Consider the following 21527-nt stretch of genomic DNA (forward strand, 5'->3'; position numbering starts at 1 on the left):
GGCTGGTGGTTCTGGGATCCGGTCGAGAACGCCTCCTTCATGCCCTGGCTGATCGGTACCGCGCTGATCCACTCGCTGGCCGTCACCGACAAGCGCGGGGTGCTCAAGTCGTGGACCGTGCTGCTGGCCATCATCGCCTTCGGCCTGTCGCTGCTGGGGACATTCCTGGTGCGCTCCGGCGTCCTCGTGTCGGTGCACGCCTTTGCCAGCGATCCGGCCCGCGGGCTCTACATACTCGGCTTCCTCGCGGTGATCGTGGGCGGGGCGCTGGCGCTGTACACCTGGCGCGCCAGCCAGCTGGTGGCGGAGGCACGCGTGGCGGTGATATCGCGCGAGAGCCTTCTGCTGCTCAACAACGTGTTCCTGACCGTGCTCGCGGCCGTGGTCTTCATCGGCACGCTCTATCCGCTGCTGATCGACAGCCTGGGCATGGGCAGCATCTCGGTGGGGCCGCCGTACTTCGAGGCACTGTTCGTGCCGCTCGGCCTGCCGCTGGTCCTGCTGGTAGGGTTCGCGGGCGTGGTGGGCTGGAAGCGCGCCCGGGCCGACGTGGCGCTGCGGTCGATGGCGCTGCCGGCGGCCATCGCCGTGGTTGCCGCGCTCGCACTCTGGCTGGGCCTCTACGATGCGGGCAGTGCCATGGCGCTGGCGGGCATCGTGCTCGGGCTCTGGGCAATCGTGGCGTCGCTGCGCGATCTGTGGCTGCGTGCGCGCGGCGGGCGGGGTGTCGGCAGCATTCCGACCTCGCTGTGGGGCATGAGCCTGGCCCACATCGGACTCGGAGTGTTCGTGGTGGCGGTGACGGCCGTCTCCACCTTCGATATCGAGCAGGACATCCGGCTGGCGCCCGGCGAGACCGCCAGCGCCGGTGGCTACGACTTCCGCTTCGAGGGCGCCGCGCCCGCGACCGGGCCGAACTACCGGGCGCAGCGCGGACACGTCGTCGTGTCCAGCGAGGGTCGGCACATCGCCGATCTGTATCCGGAGAAGCGGCACTATCCGGTGCGCGGTGACGTCATGACGCAGTCGTCGGTGACCTACACGCCGCTGCGCGACATCTATGTCTCCATGGGCGAGCCCATGGCCGGCGGCGCCTGGTCCATGCGGGTGCAGGTCAAGCCGATGATGCGCCTGGTCTGGGGTGGTGCGGCATTGATGATGCTCGGCGGCTTCGTCGCCGCGGCCGACCGCCGCTATCGCCGCCGCGCGGGCGACGAGGCCACCCGGCCCGGCGCGGCAGCGGCCGCCGGGAGTGTGGGCGCATGAGGCGCATCCTGGTCGTCAGCGCACCGCTGATCCTGCTGGGCGGTCTGGTCGTGCTGCTGTATGTCGGCATGCAGGATCGCGACGACAGTCTGCCGTCGCCGCTCATCGGCAAGCCGACGCCGGCACTGCCGGAGCCGGACGGGGCCGAGGTCGCCGACCGGCTCGCCGAGGTGCGCGAGGGCATCCACCTGGTCAACTTCTGGGCGAGCTGGTGCCAGCCCTGCCTGGCCGAGCATCCCCGCCTGATGGCGCTGGCGCGCGACGGCGTGCCCATCGTGGGCGTCAACTACAAGGACGCGCCGGAAGCCGCGCAGCGCTGGCTTGCGCGGCACGGCGACCCGTTCACGGTGATCCTGCGCGACCCCGCCGGCACCCACTCCATCAACTGGGGCGTCTACGGCGTGCCCGAAACCTACATCGTCGACGGGGCGGGCAACATCGTCTACAAGCAGGTGGGCGTGGTCGATGCCGAGTTCGAGCGCGAGGAGCTGTTGCCCAGGCTGAACGGAGCCGGATCGTGAGCGTGCAACTGATCCGACTGCTGTGGGGCGCGGCGCTGATGCTGGGCGCGACGGTAGCCGGCGCGCAGGCGCCCGAGCTGACCGCGGAGCAGGAACAGCGCGCCAAGGCGCTCGCCACCGAGCTGCGCTGCCTCGTGTGCCAGAACCAGAGCATTGCCGAATCCAACGCGCCGCTCGCCCAGGACCTCAAGCGCCAGGTGCGCCAGCAGATCGCCGCCGGGCGGACCGATGACGACATCCGCGCCTATATGCGCGAGCGCTACGGCGACTTCGTGCTGTACAAGCCGCCGGTCAACGCGACCACCGGGCTGCTCTGGTTCAGTCCCGTCATCCTGCTCCTTGTCGCCGCGCTGCTGCTGCGCACCCGGCTGCGCAGGGCGCGTCCCGAGGACGCGGACGAAATCGACGAAACGGACGGATCCGAGCGATGACCGCAACCGCCCTGCTGGCCGGCCTCGGGCTCGGCGCGCTGGTGCTCGCCATCACGCTGGCCCATCTTCGCGGGAGCGCCGGCGGACGGCGCACGATCGCGGCGCTGGTGGTGGGCGGGATCTGCACCGTTGCGGGGGCGGGCATGTATCTGGCCGGCAGCAACATCGGGACCGCTGAACGTCTGGCACTGTACGAGCGCGATCCCGCCGCGGCGATGGCGGGCTTTGCCGATGATCTCGAGTCGCGCCTCGCGGACAGCGGGGATGACGCCGAGCCCCAGGGCTACTTCCTGCTCGGACGGGCGCGCGGTGCGGCCGGCGACACCGCCGGCGCCATCGCCGCCTACGCCCGCGCCAACGCGCTCAGCGACGAGGCCGATCCGGACCTGCTGGTCGCCGAGGCCGAAGCACGCCTCGGCGATCGCAACGCCGATCCGCGCTCCCGTTTCGCGGCTCGGCAGCGTATCGAACAGGCGCTGGCAACCGCGCCCGAGCACCCGGCCGCCAACTTCTTCGCGGCGGCTCTGGCCATCGGCCGGGGCGACGAAGCGGACGCGCTGCCGCATCTCCGCATCGTGCTGGACTCGGATCTGCTGCAGGGTGAGGCCCGTGAGGGCGTTCGCCGGCGTGTTGCCCAGATCGAGGCATCGCTCGGTGATGGCGCGCCGGCCGGAACCGGTGCCGACAGCGCCGCCGCTGCGGAACAGGGCGGGATCGCGGTGACGGTCACGCTTGCCGACGGGGTTTCGCTGCCCGACACGGGCACGCTCTTTCTGTTCGTGCGCGAGGCCGACGGCCCGCCCATGCCGCTGGCCGCCAAGCGCATCGATGCGCCCCGTTTCCCGGTGGCCGCGCACATCACCGATGCCGACCGGCTGCGCCCGGGGCCGGATCTGCGCACCTACGACCAATTGCTGATAGGCGCCCGCTGGTCGGCGTCGGGCGATGCACTGGCCGGCCGCGACGGCCCCGAGGCAAGCGTGCGCGTCGCGCCCGGCGAGAATGCTGCGGTCTCGCTGACGCTCGGGTCGCGCGACGCCGAGCCCGGGAAGTGAGGTAGTACCGCCGTATCCCGGGAACGCGGGCGCGTTACACTTCCGGCCATCGCCACTGGAACAGGAACTCAGCGCCATGCGTATCCGCAAAGCGGTCTTTCCCGTCGCCGGTCTCGGCACCCGATTCCTTCCCGCCACCAAGGCGAGCGCGAAGGAAATGCTGCCGGTGGTGGACAAGCCGCTGATTCAGTACGCGGTCTCCGAGGCGATCAGCGCCGGGGCCGAGGAACTGGTCTTCATCACCGGACGCTCGAAGAATTCCATCATGGATCACTTCGACAAAGCCTACGAGCTCGAGACCGAGCTCGAGCACCGCGGGAAGGAGAAGCTCCTCGAGACCGTCCAGGAGATCCTGCCGCCGGGCATCACCTGCATCTTCATCCGCCAGGCGGAAGCGCTGGGGCTCGGCCACGCCGTGCTCTGTGCATGGCCGGCGGTGGGTGACGAGGACTTCTTCGTGATCCTGGCCGACGACCTCATCGACGGCAAGCTGCGTCCCTGTCTGGCGCAGATGCACCGCGTGTACCAGGAGTACGGCACCAGCGTGCTGGCCTGCGAGCGCGTGCCGCACGAGGAGATCGGCAGCTACGGCGTCGTGGACGTCAAGCCGGTCGGGCCGGGACTCGGCGAGATCAAGGGCATCGTCGAGAAGCCGAAGCCGGAGGAGGCGCCGTCCGACCTTGCCGTGGTCGGCCGCTACATCCTCACGCCGCGCATCTTCAAGATCCTGCAGCGCACGCCGCAGGGCGCGGGCGGCGAGATCCAGCTCACCGACGCCATCAGCCAGATGATGCAGGAGCAGACCGTCCTCGCCTACGAGTTCGACGGCAAGCGCTACGACTGCGGCTCGAAGCTCGGTTATCTGCAGGCCAACGTCGAGTACGCCCTCAAGCACCCCGAGGTCGGCGAGTCCTTCCGCGACTATCTGCACCAGCTCGCGGTCGAGGAACACTTCGAGGAAGGCAAGAAGGAACAACGCGCGACCGGTTGACGCACGACCGGCCGGGCAGCTCAACTCCGCGAACGCGAAGGCAATGACCAGCAAGTACGAGAACTTCCGGCAGACGACCTCCATCCACGGCGCCAACGCGGCATGGCTGGAGTCCTATTACGAGCAGTACCTCGAGAATCCGGAATCGGTGGACGAGCAGTGGCGCGCCTTCTTCCGGGGCGTGCAGGGCGGGCAGATCGTCAGCGAGGTGCCCCACAGCCCGGTGGTGGCGCGATTCGAGCGCATCGCGCGCGAGCGCCGCGGCGGCAACGGTGCTGCCGGGCCGGCGGTGTGCGGCCTGGAGCTCCAGGCCGCCGAGAAGCAGGAGGCTGTCCTGCGCCTGATCAACTACCACCGCGTCCGCGGCCACCAGGTGGCCAACCTGGATCCGCTGGGCCTGACCGCGGTGACGCAGGTGCCGGACCTCGACCCGGGCTTCCACGGCCTCTCCGACGGCGACATGGACACGGTGTTCTCCACCGGCTCGCTGGCCGTGGATGATCGCCTCTCGCTGCGCGACATCCTGCGCATCCTGCGCTCGGTGTACACCGAGACCATCGGCGCGGAGTACATGTATCTCACCGAGACCGCCGAGAAGCGCTGGATCCAGCAGCGCCTGGAGAGCGACGCCTTCGCGCCCAAGCTCACCGTCGAGCGCAAGAAGGAAGTCTTCCAGCAGCTGGTTGCGGCCGAGGGCCTGGAGCGCTACCTCCACAACAAGTACGTCGGCCAGAAGCGGTTCTCGCTCGAAGGCGGCGACGCCCTGATCCCGGCGCTCGACGAGATGATGCGCGCGTGCAGCGAATTCGGTGTCGAGGAACTGGTCATCGGCATGGCACACCGCGGGCGCCTCAACGTGCTCATCAACGTCCTCGGCAAGTCGCCCGCCGAGCTGTTCGCCGAGTTCGAGGGCAAGTTCCGCGACGAGGACCTCAAGCGCGCCGGCGACGTCAAGTACCACATGGGCTTCTCGACCGACGTCGAGATCGCGGGGCGCCGGCTGCATCTCGTGCTGGCCTTCAATCCCTCGCATCTCGAGATCGTCAACCCGGTGGTCGAGGGCTCGGTCCGCGCGCGGCAGACGCGCCGCGACGACGATCGCGGCGATCAGATCGTGCCCGTGCTCATCCACGGCGACGCGGCCTTCGCCGGCCAGGGCGTGGTCATGGAGACCCTGCAGCTGTCGCAGGCGCAGGGCTACGCCACCGGCGGCACGGTTCACATCATCGTCAACAACCAGCTCGGCTTCACCACCCCGAACCCGATCTCGGCGCAGCCCGGCACCGAGGCGCGCACCTCGCGCTATGCCACCGACATCGCGAAGATGCTCGACGCCCCCGTGTTCCACGTCAACGGTGACGACCCGGAGGCCGTGGTCTTCGTCACGCGACTGGCGGTCGACTACCGGAACCGCTTCCACAAGGACGTCATCATCGATCTGTGCTGCTATCGGCGGCTCGGCCACAACGAGGCCGACGAGCCATCGGTCACGTCGCCGCAGATGTACCGCGCCATCAAGGAGCACCCGACCCCCATGCAGGTCTACGCCAAGCGCCTGCAGGACGAGGGCACCGTCGGTGCCGATGACGTCGAGGCGTTCCAGAAGGCCTATCGGGACGGTCTGGACAAGGGCGAGAACGTCGCGCGCACCTCGCTGGGGATGGTGGGTAACAAGTACACCATCAACTGGTCGAAGTACGGGCAGGGCGAGTGGGACTCGCCGGCCGAGACGCGCGTGTCGCTGGACACGGTGCGCACGCTCTGGTCGCAGCTGGAGAAGCTGCCCGAAGGCTTCGAGCTCAACCCGCGGGTTGCCCGCGTGTGGCAGGACCGCGCCAGGATGGCGGCCGGCGAGATGTCGATGGACTGGGGGTTCGCGGAGACCATGGCGTACGCGACGCTGGTGTCCGAAGGGTTCTCGGTGCGCCTCTCCGGGCAGGATTCGCGTCGCGGAACCTTCTTCCACCGCCACGCCGCGCTCTACGACGCCAACACCGGCGAGCGCCACACGCCGCTCGAGCACATCACCAAGCAGCGCCATGCCTTCCTGGTCAGCGATACGCTGCTCTCCGAGGAGGGGGTGCTCGGCTTCGAGTACGGCTACAGCACCACCGACCCCGAGACGCTGGTGATCTGGGAAGCGCAGTTCGGCGATTTCGCCAATGGCGGACAGGTACTCATCGACCAGTTCATCGCCTCCGGCTATGCGAAGTGGGGCCGCCTCTGCGGGCTCGCGATGTTCCTGCCGCACGGCTACGAGGGGCAGGGGCCCGAGCACAGCTCGGCGCGTCTGGAGCGCTACCTCCAGCTCTGCGCGGGCGACAACATGCAGGTCTGCGTGCCGTCGACGCCCGCCCAGTTCTTCCACATGATCCGGCGCCAGATGAAGCGGTCGCTGCGCCTACCGGTCATCGTCATGACGCCGAAGAGCCTGCTGCGGCACAAGCTTTCCGTCTCCGAGCTCTCGGCGCTCAGCGACCAGGGTTTCCTGCCGATCATCGACGAGCCCGGGGAGATCGATCCGGAGAAGGTCGAGCGCGTGGTCTTCTGCAGCGGCAAGGTCTACTACGACCTGGTACAGAAGCGCGACGAGGACGAGCTGAGGGATGTCGCCATCGTGCGCATCGAGCAGCTCTATCCCTTCCCGAAGGACGACTACGCGGCCACGGTCGCGCGCTACCCGAACGCCCGGACCATCGTCTGGTGTCAGGAGGAGCCCGAGAACCAGGGCGCCTGGTACCAGATCAAGCATCGCCTGCAGGTTCCGCTCAAGAAGCAGCACAACCTGGTCTACGCCACGCGGCCCGGCCTCGCCACCACGGCGTCCGGCTTCCCGCAGGTCCATCAGCGCGAGCAGGCGGCCGTCGTCGAGGCCGGCCTGCGCGGCGGCTCATCGCTGATCGGCGGTTGAGTCGCCATCGTCCCGAATCACACCCCACTTCCGTAACGAGTCGAGATCATGAGCATCGAAGTCAAGGTCCCCGCATTGCCCGAGTCGGTGTCCGAGGCCACCGTCGCCACCTGGCACAAGAAGGCCGGTGACGCGGTCAAGCGCGACGAGACCATCGTCGAGCTGGAAACCGACAAGGTCATGCTCGAAGTGCCGGCCCCGGCCGACGGCGTGCTGGAGGAAGTCAAGCACGCCGAGGGCGCCTCGGTCTCGGCCGACGACGTCATCGCCCTGATCGGCGAGGGCGCGTCAGCTTCCGCACCTGCGCCGGCCCCCGCGCCCGAGCCGGCGCCCGCATCCGAGCCCGCCCCGGAGCCGTCGCCCGAACCCGCCCCGGAGCCGGCATCCGCCGATGGCGACCAGCCGCAGAGCCCGGCGGTCCGCAAGCTGCTCGCCGAGCACGATCTCGACGCGTCCGCCATTGCAGCGAGCGGCAAGGGCGGACGTCTGACCAAGGCCGACGTCGAGGCGCATATCGCCAACCGCAAGAGCGAGCCGGCACCGGGCCCGGCACCGGCTCCCGCTCCCGCGCCGGCGGCCCCGCCCGCTGCCGCCGGCGCGCGCGAGGAACAGCGCGTGCCGATGACCCGCATCCGCGCGCGCATCGCCGAGCGTCTGGTCGAGGCGCAGAGCGCCGCCGCCATGCTCACCACCTTCAACGAGGTGGACCTGCACGCGGTCGGCGAGCTGCGCAAGCGCCACAAGGATGCCTTCGAGAAGGAGCACGGCATCAAGCTCGGCTACATGAGCTTCTTCGTGAAGGCCGCCATCGAGGCGCTCAAGCGCTATCCGGTGGTCAACGCCTCGATCGACGGCAACGACATCGTCTATCACGCCTACTACGACATCGGCATCGCCGTGTCGGCCCCGCGCGGTCTGGTGGTGCCGATCCTGCGCGATGCCGATCAGCTCGACTTCGCGGAGATCGAGAACTCGATCGGCGAGTTCGGCCAGCGTGCCAAGGACAACAAGCTGACCATGGAGGACCTCACCGGAGGTACCTTCTCGATCACCAACGGCGGGGTCTTCGGCTCCATGCTGTCGACGCCGATCCTGAACCCGCCGCAGAGCGCCATCCTCGGCATGCACGGGATCAACGAGCGCCCGGTGGTGGTCGACGGCGAGATCCGCATCCGGCCGATGATGTACCTGGCGCTGACCTACGATCACCGCATCATCGACGGTCGCGATGCCGTGCTCTTCCTGCGCACGATCAAGGAGTGCCTCGAGGACCCGGGCCGCCTGCTGCTGCGCATCTAGTCGCTGTAGATCGCCACAAGCCGACCGTCCCCTTCTCCCGCTATGATGCGTGCGCGGTGCCCTCGGGCACCGCGTCACAACACACACAGATCGGGAGAAGGATCTTGGGGAAACACACACTGCTCGCGGGCTGCGCGCTGAGCGCACTCGCGATGCCGGCGCTTGCGCTCGAAACCTCCGTGGAGCTCGACGGTCACGTCGGGTTCTCCGGCAGCTACTACGACGATGACGCCGGCGACAACACCAACCTGCACAACAACGCGTCGCGCATCGGTCTGCGTGCCGCCGCCTCCGAAAGCGGCATCACCGGCTTCGTGCGCTACGAGCGCGGCATGGACATGTACAACCCGGATTCGGACTTCACGCCGAATTCGAGCGACAGCCTCGGCCAGGACTTCGTGCGCGAGTTCTACGCCGGCATCGACACGCCCTACGGTCGCGTGACCGCGGGCCGCTTCCGTGCCGCCTATGCGCGCGCCGGCAAGCGGGTCGACCCGTTCTACGACACCTCGATCGCCGGCTTCAGCGGCAACGCCGGAACCTACGGCGGGCAGGGCGCCAACTACGGCCTCTCCAACCTGAGCAACGGCTTCTCCGACCGGGTGGTCGAGCTGACCTCGGCGAACTACGGCGGTCTGCAGTTCAACGGCAACGTCTACGTCGATCGCGGCGAGACCAACGATCACGACTACGGCCTGGGCGTGAGCTACGCCAGTGAGCTGGTCCGCGACCAGCCATTCGAGGTCAGCGTTCAGTACCTCGAGATCAGCAACGACGCGATCTCCGGCGTGCCGTTCAACAATGACGCTTCCGTGGGCGGGTCGCCCGGCGAGAGCTCCAGCATCCGCGCTTCGGGTGTCTACGATCTGGGTGCCATCTCGCTCGGCGCCAACTACGAATTCGTCGACGTCGATGCCGAGTCCAGCGCGCGCCACTACTCGACCATCACCGCCACCGTGCCGCTCGATCCGCGCCTGAACCTGGCCGGCGCCGTCAGCTACCTGGACTTCGCCGACGACGCCCCCGCCATCGACGGCCTGGGCGCGAGCATCGGCCTGTTCTACGAGCTGCTGCCGGGCCTCAACGCCTACTCGGCCGTGCGCTACATCGACTACGACGACAATCCGGCGAGCGACAGCACGCTGGCCGTTGCCGTCGGCGCCGGGTACAGCTTCGACATGATCCTGCGATAGCACGCCGAATCACCGTCGATGCGATGAAGAAGGCCGGTTTCGACCGGCCTTTTTCTTTGGTCGGCCTATAATGCGGGCCGCGATTCAAACCGAATTCCGGAGGTTGGGCGACATGAGCGATTCGTACGATGTGGTGGTCATCGGTGGCGGGCCGGGTGGCTACCCCTGCGCCATCCGCGCCGCCCAGCTGGGGCTCTCCGTCGCCTGCATCGACAACTGGCTGAACCACGACGGCGGACACGCCTTCGGTGGCACCTGCCTGAATGCCGGGTGCATCCCGTCCAAGGCGCTCCTGGAGTCCAGCGAGCTCTATCACCGCGCGCAGCACGAGTTCGAGACGCACGGCATCAAGGTCGGCAAGACGAGCGTCGATCTGGCCGCCATGCAGAAGCGCAAGCAGGACATCTCCGGCCAGCTCACCGGCGGCATCCGTCAGCTCTTCAAGGCCAACGGCGTGGAAGGCCTACCCGGCACCGGCAGCCTCGCCGGGAAGGGCAAGGTGCACTATCAGCCGCTGGAAGGCGATGCGCGCGAGATCAGCGCCAAGCACATCGTGGTGGCGACCGGATCCTCGCCGATCGAGCTCAAGAAGATCGCGCCCTTCGACGGCGACCGCGTGGTCGACTCCTGGGGTGCGCTGGAATTCGACACGGTGCCGAAGAAGCTCGGCGTCATCGGTGCCGGCGTCATCGGCGTCGAGCTGGGCAGCGTGTGGAGCCGGCTGGGCGCCGAGGTCACCGTCCTCGAGGCCATGCCGGACTTCCTGCCGATGGTCGACAAGGCCGTATCGAAGGACGCCCTGCGCCACTTCGGCAAGCAGGGCATGGACATCAAGCTCGGCGCCAAGGTCACCGGCGCCAAGGTGATGAAGACCAAGGTCTCGGTGAGCTACGAGCAGGGCGACAAGGCCGAAACGCTCGACGTCGACAAGCTCATCGTCGCGGTGGGGCGTCGCCCCAACACCGACGGACTGGGCGTCGAGGATGCCGGCCTCAAGCTGGACGACCGGGGCTTCGTGGTCGTCGACGACGAATACCGCACCAACCTGGAAGGCGTCTACGCCGTCGGTGACGTCATCGGCGGCGCCATGCTGGCGCACAAGGGTATCGAGGAGGGCGTCGTGCTCGCCGAGCGCCTCGCCGGGCACAAGGGTGTCGCGGTCAACTACAACGCCGTGCCCAGCGTCATCTACACCAGTCCCGAGATCGCCTGGGTGGGCATGTCCGAGGCCCAGGCCACGGAAGCCGGCTACGAGGTCAAGGTCGGTCAGGCGCCGTTCGCTGCCAACGGGCGCGCCAAGGCGCTGGAGATGACGGGCGGCGTGATCCGCGTCATCTCCGATGCCAAGACCGACCGCATCCTCGGCGTGCACATGGACGGACCCTACGTCTCGGAGCTGCTCGCCGAAGCGGTGCTGGCGCTGGAGTACGGTGCCACCACCGAGGACGTGGCGCTCACCATGCACAGCCATCCGACGCTTTCCGAAACCCTGCACGAGGCCGTGTTGTCAGTGGATGGTCTGGCCATTCACGCGGTCAACAAGAAGAAGCCGGGCAAGTAGGTTTTTCCTCCACGCATTCGAGCAGGAGCAGGGCATTGATCAGGAAACTCGCAGTCACGGCGGTGCTGGCACTGGTCGCACCGCTGGCAGGCGCGGAAACACTGGACGTCAACGTCGGCAGCGAGGCGGTGCGCGCCGAGCTGTCCGGACCGCTGTCGTTCGGGCAGACGCGAACCGCCCGGTACGACCTCGGGTACCTCTACAGCGATGAGCGCGACGACCGCCTCAACGTGGTGCACGGCTCGCTGCTGGTGAGCGGCGATGCCGGCGCGCGCAGCGCCAACGTGCAGGTCGGCGTAGGGCTGCGCGCAGCCGGCATCGACCTGCGCGGCGCTTCCGGCGGCGCGGTCGCCGCGGGCGGGCGCTTCGATATCCGGCTGCCCGCCTACAATCGCTTCGGACTGGTCGGGCACGCCTTCTTCGCGCCCGGCGTGCTGGCCTTCGGCGACTTCGACGGCTACATCGATGCCGCGGTCTCGCTGGACTACGAGATCATCCGCAACGCCTCGGTCTACCTCGGCTATCGCCAGGTGCGCGTCGATGTCGACGATGCGCCCGGCAGCGATCTGCGCGACAGCAGCCCCGTGATCGGTCTTCGTCTCCAGTTCTGAGCGTCATCTCCGGGTAGCAAGGCCATGGCAGGACATTCCAAGTGGTCCAACATCCAGCACCGCAAGAACGCGCAGGACAAGAAGCGCGGCGCGGTGTTCACCAAGCTGGTCCGCGAGATCACCGTTGCCGCGCGGCTCGGCGGCGGTGACCTGGAAGGCAACCCGCGTCTGCGGCTGGCCGTGGACAAGGCGCTCGCGGTGTCGATGCCGAAGGACAACATCGACCGGGCCATCAAGCGCGGCAGCGGCGAGCTCGGCGGCGAGAACGTCGAGGAGCTCCGCTACGAGGGCTACGGCCCGGGTGGCGTCGCGATCATGGTGGACTGCATGACCGACAATCGCACGCGCACGGTCGCGGATGTACGCCACGCCTTCTCCAAGCATGGCGGCAACCTGGGTGAGGACGGCTCGGTGGGCTATCTCTTCACGCGCCAGGGCGTCATCCGCATCGACTTCGACGGCGACACCACGCTGGAAGCGGTCATGGAGGCGGCGCTCGACGCGGGTGCCGACGACCTCGCCGAGGACGAGGACGGCAGCGGCGTCGAGGTGCTGACCACGCCCGATCACTTCCAGGCCGTCCGCGATGCCCTGCGCGACCGCGGCTTCCCGATCACCGAGGCCGATGTCACCGAGCGTCCCGCGACCACCATCGAGCTGGGCGGCGACGACGCCGAGCCCGTGCTGCGACTGCTGGAGCGGCTCGACGACCTCGACGACGTCCAGAACGTCTATAGCAACGCCAGCTTTTCCGCCGACGCCCTCGGCACGGCCTGAGCCGGGGCGCCGGGGGCGTGCGCATCCTGGGGATCGATCCCGGCACCCGGGTGACCGGTTACGGGGTCATCGACATGGAGCGGGGCAAGCCGCGCAGCGTTGCGGCCGGCGTGCTGCGCGCGCCCGATCGCGACATGGCCGAGCGGCTCGGCGTCATCCAGGACGAGTTGCGTGCGCTGATCGCCGCGCATGCCCCCGCGGTGATGGCGGTGGAGCGGGTTTTCGTGGGTCGGAACGTCAACAGCGCCCTCATGCTGGGGCAGGCGCGCGGTGTCGCGCTGGCCTGTGCGGGCAGCGCCGGCATTGCGGTGAGCGAGTACAGCGCATCGCAGATCAAGCAGGCGGTGGTCGGTACCGGGCGGGCGCGCAAGGAGCAGGTTCGGCACATGGTCGGCATACTTCTCGGCATGGATCTTCAGGATCAGGCGCTCGACTGCACCGACGCCCTCGCGGTGGCGATCTGTCACGGACACAGCGCGCCGCTGGCACGTCGGACGGGGCTGCCGGCGGGCGCCCGCTGGTCGCGGCGATGATCGGGCGGCTGATCGGCACGCTCGCCGGCAAGCAGCCGCCGTGGCTGCTGGTCGACGTGCACGGCGTCGGCTACGAGGTCGAGGCGCCGTTGTCGACCATCTTCCAGCTGCCCGAATGCGGCGAGACGGTAACGCTGCACACCCACATGGTGGTGCGCGAGGACGCGCAGCTCCTGTTCGGCTTCGCGACCGAGGCCGAACGCCGGCTGTTCCGCAACCTGATCCGCGCCAGCGGCGTCGGCCCCAAGCTTGCGCTCACCATCCTGTCCGGCCTGGGCGCCGACGAGTTCTGGCGTGCGGTGCGCGACGACGATACCGGCGTGCTGGTCAAGCTGCCCGGGGTCGGGCGCAAGACCGCGGAGCGCCTGCTGGTCGAGATGCGTGATCGCGCCGAGGCCGAGGGCCAGCCGGTCGGCGGGCCGCAGGGCGCATCATCCACACCCGGGCAGGAGCCGCGCGACGAGGCGCGCGCTGCACTGCTGGCATTGGGCTACCGGCCGGCCGAGGCCGACAAGCTGATCGACGGCGCCTGGGAAGCCGGGATGAATGCCGATGCGCTGCTGCGCGCGGCGCTCAAGCGGGCGGTGCGATGAACGATCCGGAACGTCTGGTGGGGCCGCAGGCCGGGGACGAGGAACGCCGCATCGATGCGCGCATCCGGCCGCGCCGCTTCGCCGACTACGTCGGTCAGCCGGCGGTGCGCGAGCAGATGTCGCTGTTCGTCGAGGCCGCGCGCCGGCGCAGCGAGGCGCTGGATCACGTGCTGATCTTCGGTCCGCCCGGACTCGGCAAGACCACGCTGGCGCACATCCTGGCCGAGGAGATGGGCGTGCAGCTGCGCCAGACCTCCGGCCCGGTGCTGGAGCGCCCGGGCGATCTGGCGGCGCTGCTGACCAATCTGGAGGCCAACGACATCCTCTTCGTCGACGAGATCCACCGCCTCAGCCCGATGGTCGAGGAAGTGCTCTATCCGGCGATGGAGGACTGCCAGCTCGACATCATGATCGGCGAGGGGCCCGCGGCCCGATCCATCCGCCTGGATCTGCCGGCCTTCACGCTGGTCGGCGCGACCACGCGTGCCGGCAGCCTGACCAGCCCGCTGCGCGACCGCTTCGGCATCGTGCAGCGGCTCGAGTTCTACTCGGTGGACGAGCTCACCGGCATCGTCACGCGTGCCGCCGGTATCCTCGACGTCGAAACCACCGCCGAGGGTGCGCAGCAGATCGCCAGGCGCGCCCGCGGCACGCCGCGCATCGCCAACCGGCTGCTGCGCCGCGTGCGCGACTACGCGCAGGTGCGCGCAGGCGGGCGCATCGACGCCGAGACCGCGGCTGCCGCGCTCGACATGCTGGACGTGGACGCCAGCGGGCTCGACGTGCTCGACCGCCGCCTGCTGCAGACCCTGATCGACCGCTACCAGGGCGGCCCCGCAGGCATCGACGCGCTCGCCGCCGCCATCGGCGAGTCCCGCGACACGCTGGAAGACGTCATCGAGCCGTTCCTGGTCCAGCAGGGCTACCTGCTGCGCACCCCCCGCGGCCGCGTTGCCGGCGGCCCGGCCTGGCGCCACATCGGGCTGGAGCCGCCGGAGACACCAGCCAGCGGAGGGCTGTTCGACGCATGATCCAGGTTGCAGGCGATCCCTTCGCGGAGGCGGTGCTGCGGGTCCGGGTCTACTATGAGGACACGGATGCGAGCGCCGTCGCCTACCACGCAAGCTATCTGCGCTGGATGGAGCGCGGCCGCACCGAATGGCTCCGGGCCTGCGGTGGCGACCACACCGCATTCATGAAGGATCAAGGCGTGGCCTTTACGATCAGCCAGCTGGAAGTGCGCTTCCGCGCCCCCGCGCGCCTCGACGATGACCTCGAGGTGCGCACGCGCGCGGCACGCTTCCGGCGCGCGAGCATCGATTTCGTGCAGACCGTGCTGCACGACGCGCAGCCGCTGGCCGAGGCCAGCGTGCGCGTCGCCTGCGTCGATGCGGCCAGCTTCCGGCCGGCGGCTCTGCCTTCCACCATTGTCCCGCAAAGGAATCCCCGCGCATGAGCGAGAACATGTCCATCGCCAGCCTCGTCGGTCAGGCCAGCCTGCTGGTCCAGATCGTGATGTTGATCCTGCTGGCGGCGTCCGTGGTGTCGTGGGCGCTGATACTGGCGAAGCGCAGCCAGATCGCCCGCAGCACCAAGGCTTCGGATCGCTTCGAGGACCGCTTCTGGTCGGGCGGCAAGCTATCCGAGCTGCACGAGAAGGTGACGCGGGACAAGGATGCGACCGGCCTGGCGGCGCTCTTCCAGCACGGCTACGAAGCCTTCATGCGGGCGCGGGACACCCCCGATGCCGAGCCCGAGGACGTCGTCAACGCCACCCACCGCGCCCTGCGGGTCAGCCATGCACGCGAGAACGAGCGGCTCGAATCGGGCCTCGCCATGCTGGCCACGATCGGTTCGGTGAGCCCGTACGTCGGCCTGTTCGGCACGGTCTGGGGCATCATGAATGCCTTCATCGCCATCGGACAGGTCCAGCAGGCCACCGTGGCCATGGTCGCGCCGGGCATCGCCGAGGCGCTGATCGCCACCGCCATGGGCCTGTTCGCGGCCATTCCGGCGGTCGTGGCCTACAACCTCTTCACCAGCCGCATCGGTCAGCTCGATGCCCGCTACCGCACCTTCGCCGACGAGTTCGCCGGCATTCTCGAACGCGGCCTGCGGCACGGGGCCGAACGATGAGCGCGGCACCGATTCCCGCCCCCAGCGGGCGGCGCAAGCTGGCGCACGAGATGAACGTCGTGCCGTACATCGACGTCATGCTCGTGCTGCTCATCATCTTCATGGTGACCGCACCGCTCATGACGCCGGGCGTCGAGGTCAATCTGCCCGACGTGGGCGGCGAGAACCTGTCCAGCGAGGACACCGAGCCCGTCACCCTCTACGTGAACGCGAGCGGCGAGTACTTCCTGGATATCGGTGAGAACCAGGATCAGCCGGTCGGCCCGGACGAGATCGTCGACATGGTCGGCGCCGTCCTGCGCAACCAGCCCGAGCGCATGATCCTGGTGCGCGCCGATGCCAACGTGCCGTACCAGGCGGTGGCGCGCGGCGGGGTGCTGCTGCAGCAGGCCAATGCCAAGCGCATCGGCTTCGTGACCGACCCGGACTCCGAACGCTGATGCCTGATCGGCGGTATCTCGTCGCGGCAATCCTGCTGCACGTCCTGGTCGGCGTGCTGGCAGTGCTGGCGGCTTCCTTCTCACCCCGGAAGATGGTGCAGCCGCCGGTGATCGAGGCGGTCATGCTGGACCCGACGCTCGATCAGGTAAGGGCCGCCGAGGAGCAGCAGGCAGCGGAGGAAGCGCAGCGCCAGGCCGAAGCCGAGGCCGAGGCCAAGCGACAGGCCGAGGCGGAAGCGCGCCGCCGCGCGGAAGCCGAGGCCGAGGCCCGGCGGCGCGCCGAGGCCGAGGCCCAGCGCCGCCGGCAGGAAGCCGAGGAAGAGCGGCGCCGCGAGGCCGAGCGCCAGCGCCAGGCGGAAGCGGAAGCGGAAGCGGAAGCGCGCCGGCAGGCGGAAGCGGAAGCGGAAGCGGAAGCGCGCCGGCAGGCGGAAGCCGAAGCCGAGGCCGAACGCAGGCGCCAGCAGGAGGAAGCCCGCCGCAAGGCAGAGGCCGAGGCGCAGCGCAAGGCGGAGGAGGAAGCCCGCCGCAAGGCCGAGGAAGAGGCGCGCCGCAAGGCGGAAGAGGAAGCGCGTCGCAAGGCCGAAGAGGAGGCCCGCCGCAAGGCCGAGGAAGAAGCACGGCGCAAGGCCGAGGCGGAAGCGCGCCGCAAGGCGGAGGAAGAGGCACGCCGCCGCGCCCTGCAGGAACAGCTGCGGGCCGAGGAGCGCCAGCGTACACTGCAGTCGTGGGGTGCCGGGCTGCCGGCGCACATCGAACGCTACTGGCGGCGCCCCCCGGAGCTGGCCAGTGACCGGGATCTCGTGGTCACGCTGCGGCTCCGGTTGCTGCCGGACGGCACAGTGGCATCGGTGCGGGTCATCGAGAGTTCAGGTAACCCGTTGTTTGATCGCTCTGCCGAACGCGCTGTGGACGCAGCGTCGCCCTTGCCATTGCCGGGTTCCGAAGTGCCGCCGGAAAGCATCACCATCCATTTCCAACCCCGATAGATAGGACGCGTTCGCATGAATCTTTTGCAGGGTCAGGTCGCGCGAATCACCCGCTGGTGTGTTGCGGCGGTGCTGGTTGGCGTCGCCGGCCAGGCCAGCGCCGAGTTGGAGATCACCGTGCGCGGCGGCACCGAGCGCGCGATTCCGGTCGCCGTGGTGCCGTTCGCCGGCAACGATGGTGCGCCGGTGGACGTGGCGCGCATCATCGACAACAACCTCGAACGCAGCGGTCTGTTCGAACCGCTGCCGCGCGCGGACATGCTGGAGCAGCCCGCGGACCCGGAGTCGGTGCGGCTGCGCAACTGGCGCACGCTCGGCGTCGAGTACCTGGTGGTCGGCGAGCTGCGCGCGAACAATGTCACGCGCTTCCATCTGATCGACGTCTTCAAGGGCGAGCGCATGCTCGCCTACGACATGCCGGCACCGTCGCGCCCCGAGCAGCTGCGCTATACCGCGCACGATATCTCGGACCTGGTGTTCGAGGGCATCACCGGTTACGAGGGCGTCTTCAACACGCGCATCGCGTATGTCACCTCGCGCGGCAGCGCCGACAACCAGCGCTTCCAGCTGGTGGTGTCGGACGCTGACGGCTACAACCCGCGCACGCTGGTAAGCTCCAGCGAGCCGATCATGTCGCCGGCGTGGTCGCCGGACGCACGCGAGATCGCCTACGTCATCTACCGCGAGGGTCGCTCGGCGGTGCGCGTCGTGAACGTCGCCAACGGCGATTCGCGCAGCATCGTCTCCGAGCCCGGCATCAACGGCTCGCCGGCCTGGTCGCCCGACGGCAGCCGCATGGCGGTGACGCTGTCCTACGAGGACAATCCGGATGTCTACGTGATCGATCTGGATAGCGGCAAGAAGAATCGCCTGACCACGCACTGGGGCATCGACACCGAGGCCGACTGGTCACCGGACGGCAAGCAGCTGGTGTTCACCTCGGATCGCGGCGGCTCGCCCCAGATCTACCGGATGGCCGCCGACGGCAGCGGCAGCCCCCAGCGCGTCACGTTCGAGGGCAAGCAGAACCTGCGTGCGAGCTATGCACCGGACGGAAAGTCGCTGGTCCTGGTCCACCAGGGCGGGAGCGGCTATCAGATCGCGCTCTACGATCTGCAGCGCGAAAGCATCATCCGGCTGACCGATGGCCGACTGGACGAGAGCCCATCGTTCGCGCCCAACGGTCAGATGGTCATCTATGCCACGCGCGGCGCCGGCGGCGCAGAGCTCGCCACGGTGACAGTTGACGCACGCGTACGGCAGAATCTCCGCCAGGCGGGCAACGTGCGGGAACCGGCCTGGTCCCCATTTCTGGATCCCCGCTGATCCACGGTTTTTCTTCCCTTCACTCTAGGAAACCATCATGAAGACAGGTCACATTCTGCTGTCCGCCCTTCTCGTTGCGACGCTCGCCGGCTGCAGCTCCACCGGCAAGCGGGACACCAGCGCGCGATCGCCGGACGTCAACGAAAGCGGCAGCACCAGCCAGACCAGCGGCGTCGGCGCCGGCGACCGCGGCACGGCCGAGCCCCTGCCGATGTCGGCAGAGGAGCGCATGCGCAAGGAACAGGCGGACCTTCGCTCCGACAACACGGTCTACTTCGCCTTCGACAGCTCCGACCTCAAGCCCGAGGGCATGAGCCTGGTCAAGCGCCACGCCAGCTTCCTGACCGCGAACCCGGATGTCAGCGTCCGTCTCGAGGGCCATACCGATGAGCGCGGCACGCGCGAGTACAACATCGGTCTCGGCGAGCGGCGTTCGCAGTCGGTCGCACGCGTGCTGCGTGCCCAGGGCGTGGGCGGCGACCAGATCAGCGTCGTCAGCTACGGCGAGGAGCGCCCGGCGCAGCTCGGCTCCAACGAGAGCGCGTGGACCGAGAACCGCCGCGTCGAAATCGTCTATCCGTGATGCAGCGAGCGATTCTCCCCGGCCACTGGCTGATTCGTACCGGCACGGCGACTCTGGTCGCCGTGCTGGTTTCCGGGTGCGCCGGTTTCGGTGGTCCCATCAACGGCGAAGGCGAGATCAGCCCCGAGGAGCGGCGCCTGCGCGATATCGAGGCGCAGCTCGACCAGACCGCCCGCCGGGTCGACAACATGAGTCAGGCGCAGCTGTCGCAGGGCTCGACGGCGCTGGCCGATGAGATGCGCACGATGCGCGGGAAGGTCGAGGAGCTCCGCTACCAGCTCGACCGCATGGAGCAGCGCAGTCAGCGGCAGCTTCAGGATCTCGAGCGGCGCGTCAGCAATCTCGAGCGCGGCGGCGGTTACCGCAGCAGCGAGGACAGCGTCGACACCGGCGGCAATTCGGTGGTGGCCCCCGGCCTCGGTGCGGACGGCGGCGGCGACCAGCCACCGCCGCAACGCGATCCGGACGAGGAGAAGGCCTATCTGGCGGCCTTCGACCTGCTCAAGCAGGGCGAGTACGCCGACGCCATCCTCGGCTTCGAGAACGTGGTCAAGAACTGGCCGAACGGTCGGTATGCCGACACCGCGCTGTACTGGGCGGGCGAGTCGTACTACGTGCAGCGCGACTATCAGAAGGCGCTCACCAAGTTCCGCACGCTGCTCGAGGAGCATCCGCGCTCGAAGCGCCGGCCCGATGCCCTGTTGAAGGCGGGTTTCGCGCTGGAGGAACTGGGCAAGCCGCAGGAGGCGGCCGGGATGTTCCGGACCATCGTCGAGGAGCACGGCGACTCCAGCGCCGCGAATCTCGCCAGGCAGCGTCTGGAGCGCCAGTAACCGCGTTGACCGGGTTGCCGACCGCGCATGATGCGATAGTCGAAACGCCCGCGCCGACGCGCGCGGGCGTTTCGCTGCGCATCACCGAGATATTCCGCTCGCTGCAGGGCGAGGGCCGCCATACCGGACTGCCCACCTGCTTCGTGCGCCTGACCGGGTGCCCGCTGCGCTGCCACTACTGCGACACCGCCTACGCCTTCCACGGCGGCGAGCGGACCGCGCTCGCGGACGTGCTGGCACGCGTCGCGGCCCAGCGCGTGCGGCACGTCTGCGTCACCGGCGGCGAGCCGCTGGCGCAGAAGGGGTGTCCCGAGCTGCTGCGCGCGCTCTGCGACGCCGGCTATATCGTGAGCATCGAGACCAGCGGCGCCATCGATCATCGCGGCCTGGATGCGCGCGTCATGCGGGTGGTCGACATCAAGACGCCGGATTCCGGCGAGGCCGATCGCCAGCTCTGGGACGCGCTGGATGACCTGACCGAGCGCGATCAGATCAAGTTCGTGATCGCCTCCCGCGAGGACTACGACTGGGCGCTGCGCATCATCGGCGAGCGGCTCCCGCACACCCGCGCGGAAGTGCTGCTCTCGCCGGCGGTGCCGGCGCTCGACCCGGGCACGCTGGCGGACTGGGTGGTGGCCGACGCGCCGCCGGTGCGTTTCCAGGTCCAGCTCCACAAGCTGCTGTGGGGTGACGTGCCGGGCCGCTAGCGCATGTCGACTCCGGACATCGCGGATTCGCCGGATCGCGCCGTGGTGCTGCTGTCGGGCGGGCTCGACTCGTCGACGGTACTGGCCATCGCGCGCGCCGAGGGGCTGGCGTGCCACACGCTGGCCATCGGCTACGGCCAACGGCACGCCGCCGAGCTGCGCGCGGCACAGCGCATCGCCGACGCCATGGGTGCGGTCGAGCATCGCGAGATCGACGTATCGGCGATCGGCGCCTTCGGCGGCTCGGCGCTCACCGATGCCGGCATCGCCGTACCAGAGACGCCGGGTGACGGCATCCCGGTCACCTACGTGCCGGCGCGCAACACGCTGTTTCTCAGCATCGCGCTGGGCTGGGCGGAAGTGCTCGATGCGCGCGCCATCTACATCGGCGTGAACGCCGTCGACTATTCCGGTTATCCCGACTGCCGTCCTGCCTTCATCGAGGCATTCCGGCAGCTCGCGGCCTGCGCCACGCGGCAGGCCGTGGAAGGGCGTCCGGTCGACGTGCGCGCGCCGCTGATCGATGCCAGCAAGGCGGAGATCATCCGCAGGGGCAGCGCGCTGGGGGTCGACTACAGCCTGACGGTATCGTGCTATCAGGCCGACGACGATGGCCGCGCCTGCGGGCGCTGCGACGCCTGCCGACTGCGTCGCGAGGGCTTCGCGACGGCCGGGGTTGCGGATCCGACCCGCTACCGTTCGGAAGGCGGGTGAAGTCGGCACGCTTCCTGCAGGATACTCGGGCGGCATAATGGCCTGACACACAGGGAGACA

Annotated in this window: 23 protein-coding genes; all 23 read left to right on the forward strand. The window is 68.9% G+C overall.

Annotated features, from left to right (window positions below; genetic code table 11):
• Nucleotides 1-1266: cytochrome c-type biogenesis CcmF C-terminal domain-containing protein (locus KAH28_RS17025; protein ID WP_290578724.1), on the forward strand; the 1266-nt coding region annotated here is incomplete at its 5' end.
• Nucleotides 1263-1787 (forward strand): DsbE family thiol:disulfide interchange protein, encoded by a 525-nt coding sequence (locus tag KAH28_RS17030; protein WP_290578726.1) that lies wholly within the window; start codon nucleotides 1263-1265, stop codon nucleotides 1785-1787. The genes KAH28_RS17025 and KAH28_RS17030, both read left to right, overlap by 4 nt.
• Entirely contained in the window at nucleotides 1784-2218 is a 435-nt protein-coding gene (locus KAH28_RS17035) for a cytochrome c-type biogenesis protein (protein ID WP_290578728.1), read from the forward strand. The genes KAH28_RS17030 and KAH28_RS17035 overlap by 4 nt, the downstream gene beginning before the upstream one ends.
• The gene (locus KAH28_RS17040) at nucleotides 2215-3273 is read left to right on the forward strand and encodes a hypothetical protein (RefSeq protein WP_290578730.1); all 1059 of its coding nucleotides are present in this window, start codon (nucleotides 2215-2217) and stop codon (nucleotides 3271-3273) included. Before KAH28_RS17035 ends, KAH28_RS17040 begins: the two co-directional genes overlap by 4 nt.
• A 76-nt stretch (nucleotides 3274-3349) precedes the next feature.
• Complete coding sequence (gene galU / locus KAH28_RS17045; protein WP_290578732.1) at nucleotides 3350-4264, forward strand: UTP--glucose-1-phosphate uridylyltransferase GalU; 915 nt, start codon at nucleotides 3350-3352, stop codon at nucleotides 4262-4264.
• A 43-nt stretch (nucleotides 4265-4307) separates the two neighbouring features.
• Nucleotides 4308-7175, forward strand: coding sequence for a 2-oxoglutarate dehydrogenase E1 component (locus KAH28_RS17050; protein ID WP_290578734.1), 2868 nt, complete (start codon nucleotides 4308-4310; stop codon nucleotides 7173-7175).
• A 48-nt stretch (nucleotides 7176-7223) separates the two neighbouring features.
• Complete coding sequence (gene odhB, locus KAH28_RS17055; protein ID WP_290578736.1) at nucleotides 7224-8474, forward strand: 2-oxoglutarate dehydrogenase complex dihydrolipoyllysine-residue succinyltransferase; 1251 nt, start codon at nucleotides 7224-7226, stop codon at nucleotides 8472-8474.
• Between the two features lie 104 nt (nucleotides 8475-8578).
• Nucleotides 8579-9667 carry a porin gene (locus KAH28_RS17060; protein ID WP_290578738.1) on the forward strand — a complete coding sequence of 363 codons (1089 nt, stop codon included), beginning with the start codon at nucleotides 8579-8581 and terminating at the stop codon, nucleotides 9665-9667.
• A 112-nt stretch (nucleotides 9668-9779) separates the two neighbouring features.
• Complete coding sequence (lpdA, locus tag KAH28_RS17065) at nucleotides 9780-11228, forward strand: dihydrolipoyl dehydrogenase (protein WP_290578740.1); 1449 nt, start codon at nucleotides 9780-9782, stop codon at nucleotides 11226-11228.
• A 35-nt stretch (nucleotides 11229-11263) separates the two neighbouring features.
• Entirely contained in the window at nucleotides 11264-11839 is a 576-nt protein-coding gene (locus KAH28_RS17070) for a YfaZ family outer membrane protein (protein WP_290578742.1), read from the forward strand.
• 24 nt (nucleotides 11840-11863) lie between these two features.
• Nucleotides 11864-12616 (forward strand): YebC/PmpR family DNA-binding transcriptional regulator, encoded by a 753-nt coding sequence (locus tag KAH28_RS17075; RefSeq protein WP_290578744.1) that lies wholly within the window; start codon nucleotides 11864-11866, stop codon nucleotides 12614-12616.
• Nucleotides 12617-12633: 17 nt separating this feature from the next.
• Nucleotides 12634-13149 (forward strand): crossover junction endodeoxyribonuclease RuvC, encoded by a 516-nt coding sequence (gene ruvC, locus KAH28_RS17080; RefSeq protein ID WP_290578746.1) that lies wholly within the window; start codon nucleotides 12634-12636, stop codon nucleotides 13147-13149.
• Nucleotides 13146-13742, forward strand: coding sequence for a Holliday junction branch migration protein RuvA (ruvA, locus tag KAH28_RS17085; protein WP_290578748.1), 597 nt, complete (start codon nucleotides 13146-13148; stop codon nucleotides 13740-13742). Before ruvC ends, ruvA begins: the two co-directional genes overlap by 4 nt.
• Complete coding sequence (ruvB, locus tag KAH28_RS17090) at nucleotides 13739-14773, forward strand: Holliday junction branch migration DNA helicase RuvB (RefSeq protein ID WP_290578750.1); 1035 nt, start codon at nucleotides 13739-13741, stop codon at nucleotides 14771-14773. Before ruvA ends, ruvB begins: the two co-directional genes overlap by 4 nt.
• On the forward strand, nucleotides 14770-15198 hold the full coding sequence (gene ybgC, locus KAH28_RS17095) for a tol-pal system-associated acyl-CoA thioesterase (RefSeq protein WP_290578752.1): 429 nt from the start codon (nucleotides 14770-14772) through the stop codon (nucleotides 15196-15198). The genes ruvB and ybgC overlap by 4 nt, the downstream gene beginning before the upstream one ends.
• A complete protein-coding gene (gene tolQ / locus KAH28_RS17100) occupies nucleotides 15195-15878 on the forward strand; it encodes a protein TolQ (RefSeq protein ID WP_290578754.1) in 684 nt (227 codons plus the stop codon). The genes ybgC and tolQ overlap by 4 nt, the downstream gene beginning before the upstream one ends.
• On the forward strand, nucleotides 15875-16318 hold the full coding sequence (locus KAH28_RS17105; RefSeq protein WP_290578756.1) for an ExbD/TolR family protein: 444 nt from the start codon (nucleotides 15875-15877) through the stop codon (nucleotides 16316-16318). Before tolQ ends, KAH28_RS17105 begins: the two co-directional genes overlap by 4 nt.
• Nucleotides 16318-17304 (forward strand): cell envelope integrity protein TolA, encoded by a 987-nt coding sequence (gene tolA / locus KAH28_RS17110; RefSeq protein ID WP_290578758.1) that lies wholly within the window; start codon nucleotides 16318-16320, stop codon nucleotides 17302-17304. Before KAH28_RS17105 ends, tolA begins: the two co-directional genes overlap by 1 nt.
• Nucleotides 17305-17319: 15 nt before the next feature.
• Complete coding sequence (tolB, locus tag KAH28_RS17115; protein ID WP_290578760.1) at nucleotides 17320-18630, forward strand: Tol-Pal system beta propeller repeat protein TolB; 1311 nt, start codon at nucleotides 17320-17322, stop codon at nucleotides 18628-18630.
• Between the two features lie 37 nt (nucleotides 18631-18667).
• The gene (gene pal / locus KAH28_RS17120) at nucleotides 18668-19213 is read left to right on the forward strand and encodes a peptidoglycan-associated lipoprotein Pal (RefSeq protein WP_290578762.1); all 546 of its coding nucleotides are present in this window, start codon (nucleotides 18668-18670) and stop codon (nucleotides 19211-19213) included.
• The gene (gene ybgF, locus KAH28_RS17125) at nucleotides 19213-20046 is read left to right on the forward strand and encodes a tol-pal system protein YbgF (RefSeq protein ID WP_290578776.1); all 834 of its coding nucleotides are present in this window, start codon (nucleotides 19213-19215) and stop codon (nucleotides 20044-20046) included. The genes pal and ybgF overlap by 1 nt, the downstream gene beginning before the upstream one ends.
• A gap of 14 nt (nucleotides 20047-20060) precedes the next feature.
• Complete coding sequence (queE, locus tag KAH28_RS17130; RefSeq protein ID WP_290578764.1) at nucleotides 20061-20753, forward strand: 7-carboxy-7-deazaguanine synthase QueE; 693 nt, start codon at nucleotides 20061-20063, stop codon at nucleotides 20751-20753.
• A 3-nt stretch (nucleotides 20754-20756) separates the two neighbouring features.
• A complete protein-coding gene (gene queC, locus KAH28_RS17135; protein WP_290578766.1) occupies nucleotides 20757-21467 on the forward strand; it encodes a 7-cyano-7-deazaguanine synthase QueC in 711 nt (236 codons plus the stop codon).
• Nucleotides 21468-21527: the final 60 nt, after the last annotated feature.

It is taken from the genome of Algiphilus sp. (genome assembly GCF_023145115.1).
Lineage (GTDB): Bacteria > Pseudomonadota > Gammaproteobacteria > Nevskiales > Nevskiaceae > Algiphilus.